21 protein-coding genes and 2 pseudogenes are annotated in these 17,935 nt (G+C 64.1%); 14 read left to right on the top strand and 9 right to left on the bottom strand.

The window, feature by feature from the left end; genetic code table 11:
* Nucleotides 1-79: 79 nt before the first annotated feature.
* Nucleotides 80-1,138, bottom strand: a complete 1,059-nt coding sequence (locus tag ATN00_RS00815; protein ID WP_257720652.1) for an iron-containing alcohol dehydrogenase — start codon at nt 1,136-1,138, stop codon at nt 80-82.
* Nucleotides 1,139-1,450: 312 nt separating this feature from the next.
* Nucleotides 1,451-2,671 (bottom strand): acyl-CoA dehydrogenase family protein, encoded by a 1,221-nt coding sequence (locus ATN00_RS00810; protein WP_062060991.1) that lies wholly within the window; start codon nt 2,669-2,671, stop codon nt 1,451-1,453.
* Between the two features lie 68 nt (nt 2,672-2,739).
* On the opposite strand from ATN00_RS00810, the gene ATN00_RS00805 reads away from it, so the two are divergent.
* Both ATN00_RS00805 and ATN00_RS22655 read left to right on the top strand, forming a co-directional pair.
* Nucleotides 2,740-3,216 (top strand): FadR/GntR family transcriptional regulator, encoded by a 477-nt coding sequence (locus tag ATN00_RS00805; RefSeq protein ID WP_051743924.1) that lies wholly within the window; start codon nt 2,740-2,742, stop codon nt 3,214-3,216.
* A gap of 190 nt (nt 3,217-3,406) precedes the next feature.
* Nucleotides 3,407-3,904 (top strand): annotated as a pseudogene (locus ATN00_RS22655) (CoA transferase); the annotation flags it as partial.
* A gap of 113 nt (nt 3,905-4,017) precedes the next feature.
* Here ATN00_RS22655 and ATN00_RS00795 read toward each other — a convergent pair.
* Entirely contained in the window at nt 4,018-4,782 is a 765-nt protein-coding gene (locus tag ATN00_RS00795) for an IS6-like element IS6100 family transposase (RefSeq protein WP_001389365.1), read from the bottom strand.
* 70 nt (nt 4,783-4,852) lie between these two features.
* Here ATN00_RS00795 and ATN00_RS00790 point away from each other — a divergent pair, with 70 nt between their 5' ends.
* The 4 genes from ATN00_RS00790 (at nt 4,853) to ATN00_RS00775 (ending at nt 8,108) form a co-directional block, all read left to right on the top strand.
* Nucleotides 4,853-5,320, top strand: coding sequence for an efflux MFS transporter permease (locus ATN00_RS00790; protein ID WP_062060985.1), 468 nt, complete (start codon nt 4,853-4,855; stop codon nt 5,318-5,320).
* Between the two features lie 220 nt (nt 5,321-5,540).
* Nucleotides 5,541-5,744 carry a hypothetical protein gene (locus tag ATN00_RS00785; RefSeq protein WP_062060982.1) on the top strand — a complete coding sequence of 68 codons (204 nt, stop codon included), beginning with the start codon at nt 5,541-5,543 and terminating at the stop codon, nt 5,742-5,744.
* Nucleotides 5,745-5,901: 157 nt separating this feature from the next.
* On the top strand, nt 5,902-6,240 hold the full coding sequence (locus ATN00_RS00780; RefSeq protein ID WP_062060979.1) for a DUF423 domain-containing protein: 339 nt from the start codon (nt 5,902-5,904) through the stop codon (nt 6,238-6,240).
* A gap of 359 nt (nt 6,241-6,599) precedes the next feature.
* A complete protein-coding gene (locus tag ATN00_RS00775) occupies nt 6,600-8,108 on the top strand; it encodes an FAD-dependent oxidoreductase (RefSeq protein WP_062060976.1) in 1,509 nt (502 codons plus the stop codon).
* 128 nt (nt 8,109-8,236) lie between these two features.
* Here the strand turns inward: ATN00_RS00775 and ATN00_RS00770 are convergent, their stop codons facing one another.
* From ATN00_RS00770 to ATN00_RS00745, 6 genes are all read right to left on the bottom strand, one after another.
* Nucleotides 8,237-8,533 (bottom strand): type II toxin-antitoxin system RelE/ParE family toxin, encoded by a 297-nt coding sequence (locus tag ATN00_RS00770; protein ID WP_062060973.1) that lies wholly within the window; start codon nt 8,531-8,533, stop codon nt 8,237-8,239.
* On the bottom strand, nt 8,533-8,811 hold the full coding sequence (locus ATN00_RS00765) for a type II toxin-antitoxin system ParD family antitoxin (RefSeq protein WP_082635046.1): 279 nt from the start codon (nt 8,809-8,811) through the stop codon (nt 8,533-8,535). Before ATN00_RS00765 ends, ATN00_RS00770 begins: the two co-directional genes overlap by 1 nt.
* Nucleotides 8,812-8,873: 62 nt before the next feature.
* Nucleotides 8,874-9,566: a hypothetical protein gene (locus ATN00_RS00760; protein WP_062060970.1), complete on the bottom strand. Its 693-nt coding sequence runs from the start codon at nt 9,564-9,566 to the stop codon at nt 8,874-8,876.
* Between the two features lie 85 nt (nt 9,567-9,651).
* On the bottom strand, nt 9,652-9,981 hold the full coding sequence (locus ATN00_RS00755; RefSeq protein ID WP_231746347.1) for a hypothetical protein: 330 nt from the start codon (nt 9,979-9,981) through the stop codon (nt 9,652-9,654).
* Nucleotides 9,982-10,225: 244 nt separating this feature from the next.
* Nucleotides 10,226-10,825, bottom strand: a complete 600-nt coding sequence (locus ATN00_RS00750) for a thermonuclease family protein (protein WP_231746346.1) — start codon at nt 10,823-10,825, stop codon at nt 10,226-10,228.
* Nucleotides 10,822-11,706, bottom strand: coding sequence for a DUF7146 domain-containing protein (locus tag ATN00_RS00745; protein WP_231746345.1), 885 nt, complete (start codon nt 11,704-11,706; stop codon nt 10,822-10,824). The genes ATN00_RS00750 and ATN00_RS00745 overlap by 4 nt, the downstream gene beginning before the upstream one ends.
* 92 nt (nt 11,707-11,798) lie before the next feature.
* Between ATN00_RS00745 and ATN00_RS23250 the strand changes: the two genes are divergently transcribed.
* The 8 genes and pseudogenes from ATN00_RS23250 to ATN00_RS00705 all read left to right on the top strand — a co-directional run bounded on the left by ATN00_RS23250 (nt 11,799) and on the right by ATN00_RS00705 (nt 17,856).
* The gene (locus tag ATN00_RS23250) at nt 11,799-12,086 is read left to right on the top strand and encodes a hypothetical protein (protein ID WP_062060967.1); all 288 of its coding nucleotides are present in this window, start codon (nt 11,799-11,801) and stop codon (nt 12,084-12,086) included.
* Nucleotides 12,087-12,291: 205 nt separating this feature from the next.
* Complete coding sequence (locus tag ATN00_RS00735) at nt 12,292-13,005, top strand: lytic transglycosylase domain-containing protein (protein ID WP_062060964.1); 714 nt, start codon at nt 12,292-12,294, stop codon at nt 13,003-13,005.
* Entirely contained in the window at nt 13,002-13,367 is a 366-nt protein-coding gene (locus tag ATN00_RS00730) for a TrbC/VirB2 family protein (RefSeq protein ID WP_231746344.1), read from the top strand. The genes ATN00_RS00735 and ATN00_RS00730 overlap by 4 nt, the downstream gene beginning before the upstream one ends.
* 60 nt (nt 13,368-13,427) lie before the next feature.
* A complete protein-coding gene (locus tag ATN00_RS00725) occupies nt 13,428-13,772 on the top strand; it encodes a VirB3 family type IV secretion system protein (protein WP_420496687.1) in 345 nt (114 codons plus the stop codon).
* Entirely contained in the window at nt 13,765-15,075 is a 1,311-nt protein-coding gene (locus tag ATN00_RS00720; protein ID WP_420496686.1) for a VirB4 family type IV secretion/conjugal transfer ATPase, read from the top strand. The genes ATN00_RS00725 and ATN00_RS00720 overlap by 8 nt, the downstream gene beginning before the upstream one ends.
* Entirely contained in the window at nt 15,041-15,805 is a 765-nt protein-coding gene (locus ATN00_RS00715) for an IS6-like element IS6100 family transposase (RefSeq protein ID WP_001389365.1), read from the top strand. The genes ATN00_RS00720 and ATN00_RS00715 overlap by 35 nt, the downstream gene beginning before the upstream one ends.
* A gap of 55 nt (nt 15,806-15,860) precedes the next feature.
* Nucleotides 15,861-17,414: pseudogene (locus tag ATN00_RS00710) on the top strand (ATP-binding protein); the annotation flags it as partial.
* An 82-nt stretch (nt 17,415-17,496) separates the two neighbouring features.
* Entirely contained in the window at nt 17,497-17,856 is a 360-nt protein-coding gene (locus tag ATN00_RS00705) for a response regulator (RefSeq protein WP_062060957.1), read from the top strand.
* Nucleotides 17,857-17,935: the final 79 nt, after the last annotated feature.

The raw sequence follows: 17,935 nt of genomic DNA, 5'->3' as shown, positions 1-17,935 counted from the left end.
ATACTCCTAGCCGCCTTGGCCGGGCTTCGCTTCACCCAACACGTTTTTCCTACTCTAATCGTCTATACTGCTTCCAGTGTTAGTAGGCCATATTGAGAATCTCCAATATGTCGCTCGGCGACTTTATTGGGCGAGGGTTTGCTCTCACGAATGCATTGTTTAGGGCGCTTTCCGCAACTCGCGGCATCATTTCCCTCCCGACACCCAGTTCCGATATGCGCGTTGGCAATCCGAGCGACCGGATGAGATCGCGAACTGCGTCCGCCGCCCGTGCACCATGGCAATTTAGGGCTGCTGCAATTAGCGCCTGCTTGTCGGCGGAGACGCTTTCATTATAGGCCAGAACCGCGGGCAGCAGGACGCATGACGTGAGCCCATGTGGCACACCAGTTATGGCACCAAGTTGATGCGCGATGCCGTGGCTGGCACCATAGCGCACGCGGCCGATGCTGCACCCGCTCAGCCATGCGCCCATCTGGCACGTGTGCCGTGCGCACGCGTCATCCGGGCGTCTATAAGCAGTGGGTAGGCCTTCTCGGAGAAGCGCTAGGCCACGCATCGCAAGGGCATCGGTAAAGGGGTTGGAATCTCGCGACAGGAATGTCTCGATCCCATGGTCGAGGGAGCGGATCCCCGTGGCGAGCCAAAGTGTGAGCGGCGTGCCAGTGGCGAGCCACGGATCGTAGATGATGGTGCTGGGCGGGAGATCGTAAGATTTGAAGAGATGCTTGATCCCAGCATGTGTCGCCCCGCCAATCATTCCATGCTCCGCCGACGACAGGGTGGTCGGTACAGCGATCACGGGAAGGGATGGCGGAACCGGCGCTATAGTCAGGTCTCCGCGGCTATCCGGAACGCTGCTCAGCGCAAGGAGCGCGTCCTGATCACGCGCACCCGCCGCCAATGCCAAACTCGCTATCTTCGCGGCGTCGATCGTGCTGCCCCCGCCTATCGCCAGGAGGGCGTCCGGTGCTAAGCGCTCGATCCTGGTGATGAGAGAAAGAACGGCGTCAAATGGAGTGTGAGGCCGCACCTCGCTGAACACGGGCGCAGCCACAGACCCGAGCGCGACGAGTGCGTCGCTGACGTGACTGTCTCCCAGCAATGCGGGCGTCACCACCGGGAGAAGCCGCCGCATCCCTGGTGTACCCGCAGCCCCACTTAGAGCGGTCGCGAGCCGCACGCCATAATGGACCACAGGCTGTTTCCGCAGCCCGAACTGCCCACCCTTCAACTGAGGCCCGCCCCGCGGTACCGCCACGAGAGTAGGCTCAAGAGACGGCGCTCCGTTCAAGTAAGCCATCGTCTTTGCTCCATAGGGCTCCGAAGGCGCTCCGGCATATCGCAAGCATCCAGGAACCGTCCTGTTGGCCCGCACGAATCCCGTGCCGACTACGTCCGCATATCAAGGTATTCGCACCATGGCTGATTAGAGCAGGCATGTTCCGTGTTAAGATGAAAGGAACGGCGTATTAGGTGGTAGGCCACAAATCGCGCGACCGTAATGCTCGATCCCGGTGGTTGGGATCAGCATCGCGTGGGTCGCGAGAGCCTGCGCATTACGGGCCACAGCTTGGATCGCAGAGGTCTCGCTCAACGCGCTCGCGCCGCTCATCTGCCTGAGCGATTCGATCACCTCAGCATAGATCCGACTAGTGTAACCGATAATCCCCCAAATCATTGGCCCCTCGTCCGGCGTAAGAGCCTCATTGTTTAGCGCACGTCGATCAAGCCGATCTGCGACTTCCGTCATTAGATGATTAGCCGCCTTGATCTTCAGCGCCGCTTCGCCAAGCTGCAAATGGGTGACGGGCGCTTGCGCCCTGTCGGTGTATAGCGTGTAGGTGATCGGCCGGCCGACGAGGCGCTCGGTAACGAGCTCAAAAGCGCTCTGGGCTAGTCCAGGAAAGGTGCCTCCGGCGCTGCTGACGATGTAAGGTATCGGCGGGACCCGGTAGAGGGGGCCCTTGTTCAACTTCGTCCCGTAAATGCCCCGCATCACGTCAGCAAGGCGAAGCATGCGCTCCGGGCGGACATAGACGTCTTTCGCCCTGACGCTGTTGCTTCCGGTGCCGCGCAATCCCACGGGGGACCAATCGTCTTCGATCACCAGTTCCGAGTATGGCATCAGGAATAGACACACCTCTGGGGCGCCCTTAGACAATTCCACGACGGCCGGCTCGACCACATAGGTGGCGTCAAGACAGCCGGTGTTGAATGGCCACTTGCCGTTGACGAGAAAGCCTTCACCCTGCGGCTGAGCCTTCCCCGCCGGGATCAACGTCGCCGTGATTAAGGTGTCCTGGTCGGCGAAGACCTCATCCTGAACCTCGTCAGGAAAGAGAGATATCAGAAAGGCCGCGTCTTCGTAGAGTGTAGTCACCCACGCGGTGGAGCCACAGCCGCGGGCAAGCTCGCCAAAGACGGCTGTCTTGGTTGCAACCATAGCCTCGTGGCCCCCGTATCGCCGGGGGCGGCTCATGCGTAGGAGCCCTGCCTGTCGCATCGCGGACAAGTTTTCGCTGGGAATTCGCCTTTCATTATGACAGCGAACGGCGTTCTCCCGCAGCAATGGGACCAGCTCTGCGGCCCGCTTAATCAATGCCTCCGGACCATGTGTCTCTAAGTCCAAAGAAACAACTCGCTCGCCCGCATCTATCGCTTGGGTCATGTTCTAATCCTCCCTGAACTAAGTGTTGAGCTCTTCGCCGCCGTCTGTCAAGCGACTTTTCGAAGCGCATGACCCAGGCCATGGTCATGCAGCAGGTGACCTTCGATGAACTCTGGGAAGCCATGTACGCCCTGGAGACCGCTGCGGCCCAGGCGGCCGCTCAGCGCGCAGACGCCGCCGACATCGCTGCTCTCGAGACCAATCTCGATGCCACCCGCCGGGCGCTCGAGGACAAGGAAAGCCTCACAGCCTTGGATATTGAGTTCCACGACCTGATCGCCGAGGCTTCGAAGAACCGGGCTCTCCAGTTGGCGAGGGAACCGCTGACTTCGCTTTTTTACCCCCCGTTCTACACCGTCATGAACAGACTCAACGCCGGCGAGCGCCTTCTGGTCGCGCATCAGAATGTCCTGGACGCGCTCCGCGACCATGATACCCGGAAATCGAAGGAGTGGATGGAGAAGCACGTGACTGACTTTAAGCGCGGCCATGAGCTCGCGGACATGGACATGTCCCAACCTGTGCGACACGCTGCACTGGGTTGATGCCGCATAGACCTAGACCAGCCCGTCGAACCCGCGGGGAACTGCAGCATGATCTGCGAGGTCGTTGGCGACCAGGCGCTGAGCGGCTGCGACCGGGGGACGTCGGTTTGCGTCCCAGGCTCCCGCGGGCCTACGGCCTGATCCGTCGCGGCGTGCGTTTCGCTCTGGACTCGTCTTTGCCCGAAACACTATGGGCGGAGCGCGACCGCAGCGAGAAGCGGTGTCGCCGGCGACCCTGAGGGGTGGCCCGCCCCGGAACCGAGCCGCAAGTTGCAGTGCCGCTTGTCCGTCATGCGGGTCGGGACGAGAGAGAGGAGCCGAAGTGAGCAACGCCAAAGGCCCCCTTGCGGCCATCCGTGTTGTCGAGTTCGCTGGCCTTGGCCCGGCCCCCTTCGCCGGGATGATGTTCTCGGATATGGGTGCTGACGTTCTGCGGATCGAGCGTAAGGGGGCCAGCGATCCCACGCCCGAACGGTTGGACGCGCGGGGGCGGCGGACTATCATCCTGGACCTGAAGCAGCCCGATGCCGTTGCCTTGTGTCTCGACATTTGCGACAAGGCAGAGGCGGTGTTCGAGGGCAATCGGCCCGGCGTAATGGAGCGGCTGGGACTTGGTCCGGGGGTCATGCTCACGCGCAACCCGCGACTTGTCTACGGCCGGATGACGGGCTGGGGCCAATTCGGCCCGCTCGCTACCGCCGCAGGTCACGACATAAACTACCTAGCCTTAACCGGGGCGCTCCACGCGGCTCTGTTGCAAAGATTGGCGGCAGTCAGAGGTAGGCTGTCGCTCTGCGCCGATCAGGCGGCTGCTGCGAAATGGTGGTTGAGCATGCCCATGGCCTCCGTCAGCGCCGAGGGCCCAATGCCAAAAGCTCTCTCCACAAGGCGCACCTCGCCCCTGATGCCGGGCTGCAGGCACCAGGGGCGAGCCTGTCCTTTGCGCAGGGCTCGCATGACTTCGAATCCCTTGATCGTGGCATAGGCCGTGGGGATCGATTTGAAACCGCGCACCGGCTTGATCAGTATCTTGAGCTTTCCGTGATCGGCCTCGATCACGTTATTGAGATACTTCACCTGCCGGTGGGCCGTCTCCCGGTCCAGCTTTCCTTCGCGCTTCAATTCGGTGATCGCTGCACCATAGCTCGGCGCTTTGTCGGTATTGAGCGTGGCAGGCTTTTCCCAGTGCTTCAGGCCTCGCAGGGCCTTGCCCAGGAACCGCTTCGCTGCCTTGGCGCTGCGGGTCGGCGACAGGTAGAAATCGATCGTGTCGCCCCGCTTGTCGACTGCCCGGTACAGGTAGGTCCACTTGCCCCGCACCTTGACGTAGGTTTCATCCAGGCGCCAGCTCGGATCAAAGCCACGCCGCCAGAACCAGCGCAGCCGCTTCTCCATCTCCGGGGCGTAGCACTGGACCCAGCGATAGATCGTCGTATGGTCGACCGAAATGCCGCGTTCCGCCAGCATTTCCTCAAGGTCGCGATAGCTGATCGGATAGCGACAATACCAGCGCACCGCCCACAGGATCACATCACCCTGGAAATGGCGCCACTTGAAATCCGTCATCGTTCCGTCCGTCCAATCTCCGCCAAGCATGCTCAAGCTTCACGATTTTTGCAACAGAGCCGTCTACCGCATGGGCTTCACGCCCGACATGACCTTTCTCCAGATGGCATGGCCGATGCTCATGACCGGGCCCTTCCTGATGATGTTCTTCATTCCCATGACGGGGATTTGCATGGCCAGCGTGGACCGGGAGGAGCAGGCGGACGCGGCCGGCATCTCCAATTTCATGCGGACTCTCGGAGGCGCGTTCGCCGCATCGCTTGTCCAGACAGGATGGACAAGCGCGGCGCGGCAGAACCAGACCGAGCTGGTCGGCGCCATGACGCAGGGCCAGGCCACGATCGATGGGATGATGGCGGATGGCATGTCGCACGAAAGGGCGACCGCCATGCTGTCCGGAATGGTCGAGGGCCAGAGTGTGATGCTGGCGACGCTCAACATGTTCGCGGCGATTGCCATGTGCTTCGCATTGGGCGCTGTCCTGATCTGGTTTGCTCCCAAACCCAAGGGACCAATCGACATGAGCGGGGGGCATTGATGCGCGAAATCCGCGTCTTCACCACGCGACGACCAGAATGCCTTGGTGGGATCATGAGCGAAAGGAGAGGACTGCCCATGATCCTGCCGCCTGTCTGCCGGCCATCATCCCCGCCCCCGATGCGGCCTCGCATGCCCCAGCTTGGCCGCGGCCGGCAGACAGGCCCCCTTTGCCGCTCGACGGGCATTCCGATCCGGTCCCCACTTGCTGCGGAGACTCTATGACCGATCCTCATGCCGACCATCTGAGCTACTATGAAACGCGGGCGCATCAGGAGCGCGCAGCAGCCGAGACCGCGGCGACGCCCGAGATCGCCTCGCGCCATCGCTTCCTTGCGGTCGAGTACGAAGCCGAGGTGCGACGAATCCTCAAGGGAAGAGAGGCGCTTCGACGGCAAGAGGATGCCGGGCGGAGCCCGCTGTGAGGAGATCCTGCCTGCAGGCGGTTGGTCGCATTGTTGGCCAGCCTTGGTTGTTCAACGACGGACAAGGTGTCGCAGCGGAAATGCGCGCCGTGACGCTGGCCGCTCGCTGCCGATTCAGCGTGCGGAAACGCGGAGAAAGCGTGGAAGGATGTGCGCAATGATCGGACTAATTGCCGCCCTGTCGGCGACCCTTGCGGTAGCGGCGGGCGCATTTGGCGCTCACGGTGCATCCGGTCCGCAGGAGGCCGAATGGCTGCGAACAGGTGGAATCTATCAGTTGATCCACGCAGTTGCCGCTCTGGCAATCATGGGACGAGCCCCGCGTGCCGCCGCGACCCTGCTCGGAGGCGGGTGCCTGTTTGCAGCCTCCCTCTATCTCATGGCCATCGGCGGACCCCGCTGGCTCGGCGCGGTGACGCCGGTTGGAGGCACGGTGCTGATCATAGGGTGGCTATGGGCAGCGTGGGTGCTCGCACGCAATCCCCTGAACAAATGAGTGCGAATAGCGGGCGCAATCAGCGCTGTGATCTTCTGCCGTGGCGTACATGATCTACCTAATGCGGATCGCGTCCCTCCGCTCGGGGAACATCGTCGACGACCTTCGACCGTTTCCACTGATAAACGGCAATGCCTTTGCCAATGCAGCTAGCACGACAGCGCCTCAAGACGCTGACCAGCACTGTCAATGTCCCCGCGGACATGGCTGCCGAAGTGTAACTGACGATCCCCGTCAAATTCTAAGCGGTGAGCGCTTTGGCAACGCTCACCGGCGCGAAAGATCGCCGACAGGTGTGCCACATGGCACACCCTACGCGGTAGGCAGCGCGCGCAATCGTCCGCCCACAGGAGTTAGACGTGGAAGAGCGAGCTGAAATCGACGTCCTGATTTGTGGAGCCCACGCCGCCGGATTGACGCTGGCGATCGATCTAGCGCGGCGCGGGCTGTCGTTCCGCATCATCGACCAGTTGGATTGTCCGTTCGGCGGCTCGCGCGGCAAAGGCATTCAGCCGCGCACGCAGGAAGTGTTCGAGGATCTCGGCATCATCGACCGGATCGTGGCGGCGGGCGGACTCTATCCTCCGATGCGCAACTACCGCGCCGATGGCAGCTACGCGGAAACGACGGTGTTCGAGGCGCGGCCTGCATCGGCCGACACGCCCTATCTGCTGGCGCTGATGATCCCGCAATTCCTGACCGAAGGGGTGATGCGCGAGCGGCTTGCCGAGCTGGGCCATGAAGTGACGTTCGGCACCGCGCTTGCGGGTTTCGAGCAGGACGACGCCAGCGTCATCGCGCGCCTCAAGCGCGGCGATGACGAAGAGCTGATCCACGCGCGCTACCTGATCGGCGCCGATGGCGGGCGCAGCTTCGTGCGCGGTGCGATCGGCATCGGCTTTCCCGGCAAGACACTGGGGGTGCGCGCGGTCGTCGCCGACGTGCGCTTGAGCGGTCTGACACGCGATGCCTGGCACCAGTTCAACGACGGCGACATGGAACGGCTCGTGGCGATCTGCCCGCTTGCCGGCACCGATCTGTTTCAGGTGCAAGCGCCGATCCCGTTGGAAGGCGAACCGGATCTCTCGGCCGAAGGGCTAGAACAGATGATCGCCGAGCGGACGGGGCGGCGCGATATCGAGCTGCGCTCGGTATCCTGGGCATCGGCCTGTGCGATGAACGCGCGTCTCGCCGATCGCTACCGCGCGGGCCGGATCTTCCTCGTCGGCGACGCCGCGCATATCCATCCGCCGACCGGGGGACAAGGGCTCAACACCAGCATTCAGGACGCCTATAATCTGGGCTGGAAGCTCGCCGCGGTCCTCGCCGGCGCGCCTGACGCGCTGCTCGATACCTATGAAGAGGAACGGCGTGCGGTCGCGGCCGACGTGCTGGGCCTGTCGACCCGCCTACTCGAAGGGCACCACCAGCAGGGCGGCGGCCTACGCGGACGCGACACGCACCAGCTCGATATCGGCTATGCGGGATCGGCGCTGTCGCACGATGCCGGTGCCCGAACGACAGGGCCGCTGGCGGGCGACCGGATGCCCGACGCGGCGTTGATCGGGGCGGCGGGACAGCCGCGCCGCCTGTTCGACGTGCTGACCGGGCCGCACTGGACGCTGCTCGTTTCCGAACCCGGCTATAGCCCCGCCGCGCCGCCGCGCGAAGGCGTGCGCGTGGTGACGATTGGCGACGGCGCGGAATTGCGCGATCCATCGGACCAGCTCGGTCTGGCCAGCGGCGGCGCGGTCCTCGTGCGGCCTGACGGCTATGTCGGCGCGACCTTCGATGTCGCTTGCCCCGACCGGATCGGGGACTATCTCGCGCGGGTTCTGCCGCCCGCGAACGTCTCGGGAAGTCATTAGCTCGCGGATGTGACGGGGCGGATAAACAGGATCGCGCCGCCCTGATCGCCGCATGCGCTGATGATGCCTTCAACCGCCATGTCATCGATATCGATTGTCACCGGCGCGCTCCCTCACATATGGCCGGGTCAGGCCAGCCCTAGCGCGCGATCATAATCCTGGCCGGGACCGATGATGCGATGGACGAAGATCCGATCGGGCTGCACCGAATAGAGGATGCCATAGCCTTTATAGGACCGGCGGCGGATGCCGTGATGCTCGTAACGCGGCACCAGCGGGAAGGCCCGTGGCATCCCGCCGATACGGGCGGCCGCTTCGCGCACCTCCGCGATGAAGGTCACGGATCGCGCGGGATTATCCTCGGCGATCCGCGTCCTGATCCCCTCCAGGTCGCGAACGGCTCGCGACGACAGCCGCACCAGCATCAGTGCTGCTTGCGATCGGCGGTATCGCGGAGGTTGGCAATGATCGCATCGCAGGCTTCATCGAGATCGTGCCCGCCACCGGCCTCCATCTCCTTCAGGCCCTCTTCGATCGAGGCATCAAGCTCCTTCAGCCAGCGTTCCTCGTCGACGACTTCGCTTTGATCGCGCCGGATCAGGTCGCGCACATAGTCGCTGACGCTGGCATAGTGGCCGCTGTCGATGCGCGACTGCACATAGTCGCGCATGGGATCGGGAAGAGAGACATTCATCGACGCCATAAAATCACCTCGCCAAATATAATGGCAAAAACTGCCATCGGTTTCAAGGCAGGCGCCGCACGCTATGCCTCGCCGACCTCATCCGGCCAGGTGAAAGTGACTTCCAGATCGCGGCCGAAGTGTATCGCCTCCGTCACGCGCTGCGAATTCTGGATGACACGATCCCAGAGCGCGCCGTGCTGGAGGCTGGGCGTCGGGATCATGAAATAGCCCATCAGCACGACCGACGCGGCATCGATCTGCTGGGTGCCGGTGACGATGAGAAACATCGGCATCGCGAAGCCGAGCGCCGTTTCAGTGTCGGCGACCTCGATCAGCGTGCCTTGGGGCATGCGTGGCGCGAAGACGACCGCCGGGAGGGGGTGACGCAGGCAAAGCCGGCCAAGACGCTCCACGGGGCTCTTGTAGGCGCATGTCGGCACGATCGCGAGGGGCGCGCAGTCGATGGCGGCGGCGCTGGGCGAGCGGCCCGTGTCGCGGTCCTCCAGATAGATGCTGCCCTGGATGTTTTCCTCGTCGCGCGCATAGGCATGGGCTTCGGCGGCGACCGCGTTCAGCACCGCGCGCGCCTCGGCCTCGGTGAGCGAGGGGACCGGGAACGCCTGCCACAGATCCTCGGCATAGTCCTGCTCCAGCAGGATCGCGCCCTCGCTCTCCAGCACGAGCCGGTTGGCTTCCGGCACGCCGATTGTCTCGGCCGTGCGCCAGAACATTTCCGCGGCGAGATTGTGGATCATGGATGGGTCGAAAGTCATGGGACGGGCTCGCCTGAAGGACGGAAAGGACGCGGAAAGGATGATGGGGCGCGCGGCTCGCGGGGTGCAACGGGTTTCGGACCGCTCACAGCCATTGGCCCTGCAGGACGCCGGCGAACTCGATTCCTAGCGTGACGGCGCCGGCGACCAGCGCGGCGATGAGGAACAGCGCGAGCCGTGCGGCGATGCCGTAGCGCGGCCCGCTGTCGCGGGTGACGGCGATGGCGGTGCCGATCGCGGCGGCGAGGATCAGCCCCGGCCCCAGCTCGTAGAGGATGAGGCCGGGAAGCCGATTGGGCAGCAGATAGGGAAAATTGCGGATGAGGCGGCCGATCGGCACCGCGCCGATCACGAGCGCGAGCGCCATGCCCCAGCGGCCGACGCGGATCGCTTGGGGAGAGCCGCGCTCGATCATATGCGTGCCGGACCCGGCACGCCGCGCCCGCCCGCACGGGCGGTCATCTGTGGCCTAGCCTGATCGTCACCCGGATGGGCGGAAACCCGTGCGCGGGGTTCCGTGGAGCGCCGCCAGAGCGGCGCGCCGTAGAGCGCGGGCCGAAGGCAGGCCCGGACCCCTTGTGGCCTTTCTGGGTGCCTTCCTGGCGCTTCTGACGCCGTTTCCGGCCCTATCTTGGCTATCCCGGTTACACCTTGCCCGATCATCGCGCGATGGTGCCTGTGCTGCATCCCTTGGGCACCTGTGCCCTGCGCACCGCCAACTGGCGCATCGCTTCATAGTCGACGCCCCATAGTCCCGCCCGCTTCGCCGCTGCCTGCTGCATCAGCGCGACATAGGCTCCCCCTGAGAACACCCGGTAATCGACGGCATAGCCCTGAGCCACCAGCGTTGCCCCGACACTGGCCCGGTTCGCGGGAAAGCGGCACGCCAGATTGAGACGGCCCGAACTTTTCGCATCGGTGCGGCACTGGTTCTCCCGGCGCAGCGCATAGTCGAACATCGACACCGAACAGTCCAACCCGCCATCGCGGTTCGTCAGATCGCGCAAGGCCTGGCTCGCCATCGCCTTGAGCTGCGGCACATCGTCATCGGGCGCATCGATCCCGATAATCCGCACCCTTGCTGTGGGAAAATCGATCGTATCGCCGTCAATGATCGCCGGAGACGATGATGCCAGCCGGGTCCGCGAGGCTTCGACCAGCGATTCCCTATTTTGCGAAATCGCATAGAGCGCGACGACGACGAAGCTGATCCCCATCGTCCACCGCTGGAACGCCGTCGCGCCGGGAAACAGCTTCATAGCGACCGGATCTCGCGCAACAGGTCGTTCCAGTCGCCGGCATGGGGCGGCGGCTTGACCGCGAGCTGGCGGCCATTGGCCGTCAGGTGCGGGGTAGCGCGCGCGATCGCGCGCGCCGCCTCGCGCCCATGCTGGCTGTAGATAACGACGGTATGGACGCTCTCGGGGATCGTGATCGCCTGATAGCGCTCGATCCCCAGCACCGGCCAGACGAAGCGGCCCGGGCCGAGCATGTTCATGACGCTGGCGGCGTCCTCGACGCCTTCGGCGAGGCGCAGGATGCCGTCGAGCGGGATGCCGCCCCAGCGCACCGCGCCCGCGCCGGGATTGCCGAGCATCCGCTTGGGCTCCTCGACCGCCGCCTTGTCGCGGCCATCGGGGGTGAGGAAGGTGCGGTGGATGGCGACGACGCCGGCGTCTTCCTCGATCGGCACGATCAGCGCCGGGGCGAACGCCTTGGCGGCGCCGGCGCCGAGCTGGCAGCGCGGATCGAACCGCGCGTTGATGCCATCGGGGATGATGAGCCGCGTCTCGCGCAGATAGCGGTCGGCGAGCGTGCCGGTGAAGGGTTCGGCGTGCCGCCACACGGCGAGGGCGAGCTTGTTCAAGTCCCCCTTCCCCTCCTGGCGCTGGCCGGGATCGTGATCGGGGCTTGCGAGGATCTTGCCCGAGCGCAGCGCCGCCATGATCGCATCGGCGGTGCAGCCCGCGAAGCAATGGAAGAGGACCGCGCGCTCGCCGACGCGGATCGACAGGCTGGCCTTGCCGTCGGCATGCGCGGGACAGCGGCACATCGCGAAGTCGCCGGTCCATTTGCCGCCGAGCTGACGGACCACGCGGTCCGCGTCCGCCTCGATCGACGCCCTTTCTTGTCGCGCCATATCTGGATACCTCCTTTGAAGGACGCATAGGCTAGTGCGCGGCAAGAAAGAGCACCAGCGAAAAGCTATGAAATCACTTATGCAGGGGCGGCATGGAATTAGAGCTTATCTTGGAACGCGAACTGACCTCGATGCGGCCCCTGGGGGGCACGATTACCGACGTCCATGTTCACCAGCATGATACGGGCAAGTGGCTCATCAATGTTCGCGTGAGCTGGCGTGGCACGTCGATGTATCATGTCGGCCTCTACGACAAAAAGCGTATCCGATTGTATAAAAAGGCAGCTTCCGCGATCCGCCATATCATATTGGGATATGGCTATGACGGCGTGATCCATGTCCACCCTTATCCCGGTTCGAGGGACGAAGCGGCATTTTAGTGGGGCAGGACGAAACCTCCAATATGAACCTTTGTCGGATTCTGGGTAGGCAAACAACCTGGAGCAATTTAGCCTGATTTCACCAGTGGAGTGAAAACATGGCAAATCGCTTGTTTGCATCCCGCGCGGCAACCGTTTCCTTTGCACGCGCGAGCGCCCCGGCACAGCCGGGCCGGCGCGGCGCTGCACGGGCACTGGAAGCGCAATGACACTCCCCGCCGCGGTCATCATGGGGCTCGCGGCGCAATGCGCGCCGGATGTCGCGCCCGCCACGATCGCGGCGATCGTCCAGACCGAAAGCCAGGGCTTCGAATGGGCTATCAACGTCAACGGCCTCGGCCGCAAGATCGTGCCGACGAGCCTTGAAAACGCGATCGAGACCGCGCGCCATTATGTGGGCCAGGGCTATTCGGTCGATCTGGGCCTCGGCCAGATCAATTCGCGCAACATGAAGCGACTCGGCCTCTCTTGGGAAACTGTGTTCGACCCATGCACGAACATCGCGGCTGCCGGCGGGGTGCTGTCGGGCAACTATCATAGCGTGCGCGCGGGGCTGCATCCCCAGCGCGCGCTGCGCATCGCGCTCTCCATGTATAACACCGGCTCGCGCTCGCGCGGCTTTGCCAATGGCTATGTCGGCAAGGTCGTGGGCAATGCCGGCGTCGCCAACGGCATCCGCCCCGTCGCGATCCGCGCCGCGATGCCGCTGGCCCCGATCTCCGCGCAAGCCAGCGCCAGCCCCATAATCAGCCCAAATGCAGACGAAGGTTCGAGCGCGTCCGCGCAGCTCGCCGCGCTCGTCGAGGAAAACACGTCCGCGAACGCGCAGCCCGCGCCTTCACCACCGCCGCCCGCGTGGGACGTGTTCGCGCGGGCGCAATACGAGCGCGTGCGGCTCGCAGAAGGAGAACAGCGATGAACCTCGTCATGCTCGGTGGGCCGGCGCTCGCCCTCCGATCGAAAATCATGGCCCGCCTGGGCGCGCTGACGCCGCGCCGGCGCAAGGCGGCCGACCTCGCCGCGATGTTCGGCCTGGTGGCGCTGACATCCTTGCTGTCGGCCGAGCCGGCGTTCGCGCAGACCAATCTGGAGAGCTTCGGCCAGTCGGTGCTGGATCTGCTCAGCAACGGCCTGCTGCGCATCGTCGCCATTCTCGCGATCATCGCGGCGGGGTTCGGGTGGTTGACGGGCCGGGTCAACACCGGTGCGCTCGTCACCGTCATCATCGGCATCGCGCTCATCTTCTCGGCGCCGTGGATCGTGGACCAGCTCCAGGGCTGATCGTTATGGGGGCGGAGCGCGAACAGCGCCCCGTCCTCACCTGTTTTGGGAGTGCGTGGCGTGGAGGAAGAGCATGAAGTCATGGTGCGCAATCCGCTGTTTCTGGCGGTGACGCGGCCTGCGCTGTTCGCCGGCATCCCGATCGAGGCGGCCGTGGTTGTTCTGCTCGCCTCGGTCATCACCCTGATCGGCACCGCCAATCCGCTCTACGGCGCAGTGCTGGGCGCGGTGATGTTCGGCATCTCGCGCCTCGTCGTGCGCCATGACGTCAACGCTTTCCGGCTCCTGTTCCTGTGGGGCCGCACCAAACAAGCCAATCCCAATCGGGCCTTCTGGGGCGGGTCCAGCTACACGCCGCTCCCGCTGAAGGGCATCAAGCGCCGGGGGTTCGGGCGCAATGGCTAGATCCAGTCAGCTCGCCGATCAGGTGCCGCTCAAGGTCGCGCTCAAGGAAGTGATGCCGACGCGCTTCCTGCCTTATGCGCGGCATGTCACCGACGACATGGTGATGCTCGATTCCGGCGCGATCATGGTCGCGTTCGAGCTGCAGGGCCTCGCGTTCGAGACCGCCGACGTGCGCGATCTCAACGACTGGCACGCCAAATTGAACGGCACGCTGCGCAACCTGCACGACGATCGCCTGTCGGTCTGGACGCATCTGGTGCGCGCGCGGGTCGAGCAATATCCCGGCGGCAATTTCCGCTCGCGCTTCGCGCGCGATCTCGACGCCGCCTATTTTGCGCGGATGAACAAGGAGCGGATGTTCATCAACCGCTTCTTCGTGACGTTGGTGCTGCGCCCTTCGGTCCACGGCGCGGACATGCTGGTCCAGCTCTTCAAGAACAAGGCCAGGGCGGGCGCGGAGGCCGATGCGGTCGATGCCGATCTTCTGGAGGCGCTGGAGGACAAGGCGCGCGATTTCGCGAAGCTGATGGCGCGCTGCGCGCCGCGCCGGCTGTCGATCTACGGCCATAACGGCATCAAATTTTCCGAGACGATGGAAGTCGCCGAAATGGTGATGACGGGCCGGCACCGCCGCGTCCCCGTCATTCGCGGTCATCTCGGCAGCGCCCTCTACCGCCAGCGCGTCGTCTTCGGCGGCGAGACCGTCGAAGTGCGCGACGCCGATCGCAGCGCCTTTGGCGGCATCTTCGGTATCCGCGAATATCCAGCCTACACGACGCCGCGCCAGTTCCAGTCGCTCCTGGCGGTCGATTTCGGCTTCGTGCTGACGCAATCCTTTACCTTCCTCGGGCGCGCCGCCGCCTCCGAACGGTTCCGCCTGCGTCAGAAACAAATGGAGAACGCGGAGGATCGGGCGGTCAGCCAGATGCTCGATCTCTCCCATGCCGCCGACAAGCTCATGTCGAACGACTTCGTGCTGGGCGATCATCATTTCACGCTCGCGGTCTATTCCGACAGCTTGAAGGGCCTGCGCGACAATATGTCGATCGCGCGTGCTGCGCTGGCCGATACAGGCATGGTCGCGGCACGCGAGGGCGCGGCGCTGGAGGCGGCCTATTGGAGCCAGCTCGTCGGCAATTTCTCGTGGCGGGCGAGGCCGGCGCCGATCACGTCGCTCAACTTCGCGGCCTTCTCGCCCTTCCACACCGGCTCTGTTGCAAAAATCGTGAAGCTTGAGCATGCTTGGCGGAGATTGGACGGACGGAACGATGACGGATTTCAAGTGGCGCCATTTCCAGGGTGATGTGATCCTGTGGGCGGTGCGCTGGTATTGTCGCTATCCGATCAGCTATCGCGACCTTGAGGAAATGCTGGCGGAACGCGGCATTTCGGTCGACCATACGACGATCTATCGCTGGGTCCAGTGCTACGCCCCGGAGATGGAGAAGCGGCTGCGCTGGTTCTGGCGGCGTGGCTTTGATCCGAGCTGGCGCCTGGATGAAACCTACGTCAAGGTGCGGGGCAAGTGGACCTACCTGTACCGGGCAGTCGACAAGCGGGGCGACACGATCGATTTCTACCTGTCGCCGACCCGCAGCGCCAAGGCAGCGAAGCGGTTCCTGGGCAAGGCCCTGCGAGGCCTGAAGCACTGGGAAAAGCCTGCCACGCTCAATACCGACAAAGCGCCGAGCTATGGTGCAGCGATCACCGAATTGAAGCGCGAAGGAAAGCTGGACCGGGAGACGGCCCACCGGCAGGTGAAGTATCTCAATAACGTGATCGAGGCCGATCACGGAAAGCTCAAGATACTGATCAAGCCGGTGCGCGGTTTCAAATCGATCCCCACGGCCTATGCCACGATCAAGGGATTCGAAGTCATGCGAGCCCTGCGCAAAGGACAGGCTCGCCCCTGGTGCCTGCAGCCCGGCATCAGGGGCGAGGTGCGCCTTGTGGAGAGAGCTTTTGGCATTGGGCCCTCGGCGCTGACGGAGGCCATGGGCATGCTCAACCACCATTTCGCAGCAGCCGCCTGATCGGCGCAGAGCGACAGCCTACCTCTGACTGCCGCCAATCTTTGCAACAGAGCCCCTCCTCCTCATCGACGAACCGGGCGGCGGTGGCGGGACATCGGCGCTTTCCTACATCGAAACCCTGCTGTCGCTGCTGCCCTTCGGCCTTGCCATGGCGGACCGGGACGGGCGCGTGCTCTTCCTCAACAATGCCTTTGGCCGCGCGGTCGGGCTGAAGCCCGGCGACAAGCCCAGCTATCCCGGCGATCTCGTCGTGCGGGAGGATCAGGCCGCCGTGGCCGACGCTGTGCGCCGTTTTGCGGTCGGTCCGCAAATGTCGGGCGACATTGCCGTGCGGATGCGCGGCCAGCCCGACGATCCGACCGCGCTCAGCCTGGCGGGCGTGCGCGGCCTTGGCGAAGCGGCGGTGCTCCTCAGCCTCAAGGACAATAGCGAGGAAAGCAAGCTCAAGCGGCAGGTGGCGCAGGCGACCAAGATGCAGGCCATCGGTCAGCTCGCGGGCGGCGTGGCGCATGACTTCAACAATATCCTGACCGCCATCATCGGCCATTGCGACCTGATGCTGATGCGTCATACGCCGGGCGACAGCGATTATGACGATATTCAGCAGGTCAAGTCCAACAGCAACCGCGCGGCCGGGCTGACCCGCCAGCTCCTCGCCTTTTCCCGCCAGCAGACGTTGCGGCCGCAGATTCTCCAGCTTCCCGACATCGTGGCCGATGTTTCCAACCTGCTCAAACGCCTGCTGGGCGAAAGCGTGAAGCTGGAGGTAAGCCACGGCCGCAATCTGGGCGCGGTGCGCGCCGATCCCGGCCAGCTTGAGCAGGTGATCGTGAACCTGGCCGTCAACGCCCGCGACGCCATGCCGCAAGGCGGCACGCTCAACATCCAGACCTACGCCGTGCCCGCCGCGCGCGTGCGCGAAATGCGCCATCAGATATTGCCGGCGGGAGACTACACCGCCCTGCGCGTATCCGACACCGGCCTTGGCATATCCCCGGACGTGCTTGCCAAGATCTTCGAACCCTTCTTCACCACGAAGGAACTGGGCAAGGGCACCGGCCTTGGCCTTTCGACCGTTTATGGCATCGTCAAGCAGTCGGGCGGCTATATCTTCGCCGAATCCGATCCGGGACAGGGCGCGAGTTTCGTCATCTACCTGCCCGTCTATCAGGGCGCGGACGTCGATCAGGCCGCAAAGCCGCAGGCCCCCGTCCGCCGCAGCGAGACTTGGGGCACCGGCACCGTCCTGCTGGTGGAGGATGAGGACATGGTCCGCGCCGTCGCCGAACGCGCGCTCGTGCGGCAGGGCTATAAGGTGCTGACCGCCAGCGACGGCGAACAGGGACTGGAGGTTCTGGCCGGGGAGGAGAGGATCGACCTGCTCATATCGGACGTGGTCATGCCCAATATGGACGGCCCGTCGATGGTCGCGCGCGCGCGCCAGATGTATCCGGATCTGCCGGTGCTTTTCATGTCGGGCTATGCCGAGGAACAGCTCCGCAAGTCGATCGACATCGCCCATGTCGCCTTCCTGCCCAAACCCTTCTCCGTCAGCCAGTTGGCCGAAGCCGCGCGGGATGCGCTGGCCCTGGGTCCGGGGGTGGAATGACCTTGCGCTCGATCAAGGCATTAGGGCTGGGCAAGCCGTATCCGATACGATAGCGAAGCGTTTTCTAACAGGGAAGGCTGGCATGTCGGACGGCAAATCCATCCTGATCGTCGAAGATGAAGCGATGATCGGCATGATGCTGGAGGATTATCTCGATACGTTGGGCTACCGGCTGCACGGGCTGGCGACCTCGGTGGAGGAAGCCTGCGCGTTTGCGCGGCAGGGCGGCTTCGATGCCGCGTTGCTGGACTGCAATCTTCAAGGGGAGAAAAGCTGGGCGGTCGCCGACATTCTCGTCGAAAATGCCATTCCCTTCGTGTTCGCGACGGGCGGGATGGCCGATGACCTGCCGACCAGTCACGCGGACCGGCCCACTTTGGCCAAACCTTTCACTATTGGGGCGGTGGAACGCGCGCTGGGCAAGGCGCTGGAGAGGAAATAGGAAAATTCCGTTCCCCTCTTGTTCTTATGGAACAAACGGGATACATGATGGCCAGGCGCCGGAAGAATCGGCGCGTTCC

This window comes from Sphingobium baderi, from assembly GCF_001456115.1.
Taxonomy (GTDB): domain Bacteria; phylum Pseudomonadota; class Alphaproteobacteria; order Sphingomonadales; family Sphingomonadaceae; genus Sphingobium; species Sphingobium baderi_A.
The sequence above is the reverse complement of the archived record's forward strand: the minus strand, read 5'-3'. Positions and strand labels throughout refer to the sequence as shown.

Coding starts and splice junctions, on each gene's coding strand:
- ATN00_RS00815 (WP_257720652.1), bottom strand. CDS start 1,138: ATGCGGCGGCTTCTCCCGGTGGTGACGCCCGCATTGCTGGGAGACAGT.
- ATN00_RS00810 (WP_062060991.1), bottom strand. CDS start 2,671: ATGACCCAAGCGATAGATGCGGGCGAGCGAGTTGTTTCTTTGGACTTA.
- ATN00_RS00805 (WP_051743924.1), top strand. CDS start 2,740: ATGACCCAGGCCATGGTCATGCAGCAGGTGACCTTCGATGAACTCTGG.
- ATN00_RS00795 (WP_001389365.1), bottom strand. CDS start 4,782: ATGACGGATTTCAAGTGGCGCCATTTCCAGGGTGATGTGATCCTGTGG.
- ATN00_RS00790 (WP_062060985.1), top strand. CDS start 4,853: ATGGGCTTCACGCCCGACATGACCTTTCTCCAGATGGCATGGCCGATG.
- ATN00_RS00785 (WP_062060982.1), top strand. CDS start 5,541: ATGACCGATCCTCATGCCGACCATCTGAGCTACTATGAAACGCGGGCG.
- ATN00_RS00780 (WP_062060979.1), top strand. CDS start 5,902: ATGATCGGACTAATTGCCGCCCTGTCGGCGACCCTTGCGGTAGCGGCG.
- ATN00_RS00770 (WP_062060973.1), bottom strand. CDS start 8,533: ATGCTGGTGCGGCTGTCGTCGCGAGCCGTTCGCGACCTGGAGGGGATC.
- ATN00_RS00765 (WP_082635046.1), bottom strand. CDS start 8,811: ATGGCGTCGATGAATGTCTCTCTTCCCGATCCCATGCGCGACTATGTG.
- ATN00_RS00760 (WP_062060970.1), bottom strand. CDS start 9,566: ATGACTTTCGACCCATCCATGATCCACAATCTCGCCGCGGAAATGTTC.
- ATN00_RS00755 (WP_231746347.1), bottom strand. CDS start 9,981: ATGATCGAGCGCGGCTCTCCCCAAGCGATCCGCGTCGGCCGCTGGGGC.
- ATN00_RS00750 (WP_231746346.1), bottom strand. CDS start 10,825: ATGAAGCTGTTTCCCGGCGCGACGGCGTTCCAGCGGTGGACGATGGGG.
- ATN00_RS00745 (WP_231746345.1), bottom strand. CDS start 11,706: ATGGCGCGACAAGAAAGGGCGTCGATCGAGGCGGACGCGGACCGCGTG.
- ATN00_RS23250 (WP_062060967.1), top strand. CDS start 11,799: ATGGAATTAGAGCTTATCTTGGAACGCGAACTGACCTCGATGCGGCCC.
- ATN00_RS00735 (WP_062060964.1), top strand. CDS start 12,292: ATGACACTCCCCGCCGCGGTCATCATGGGGCTCGCGGCGCAATGCGCG.
- ATN00_RS00730 (WP_231746344.1), top strand. CDS start 13,002: ATGAACCTCGTCATGCTCGGTGGGCCGGCGCTCGCCCTCCGATCGAAA.
- ATN00_RS00720 (WP_420496686.1), top strand. CDS start 13,765: ATGGCTAGATCCAGTCAGCTCGCCGATCAGGTGCCGCTCAAGGTCGCG.
- ATN00_RS00715 (WP_001389365.1), top strand. CDS start 15,041: ATGACGGATTTCAAGTGGCGCCATTTCCAGGGTGATGTGATCCTGTGG.
- ATN00_RS00705 (WP_062060957.1), top strand. CDS start 17,497: ATGTCGGACGGCAAATCCATCCTGATCGTCGAAGATGAAGCGATGATC.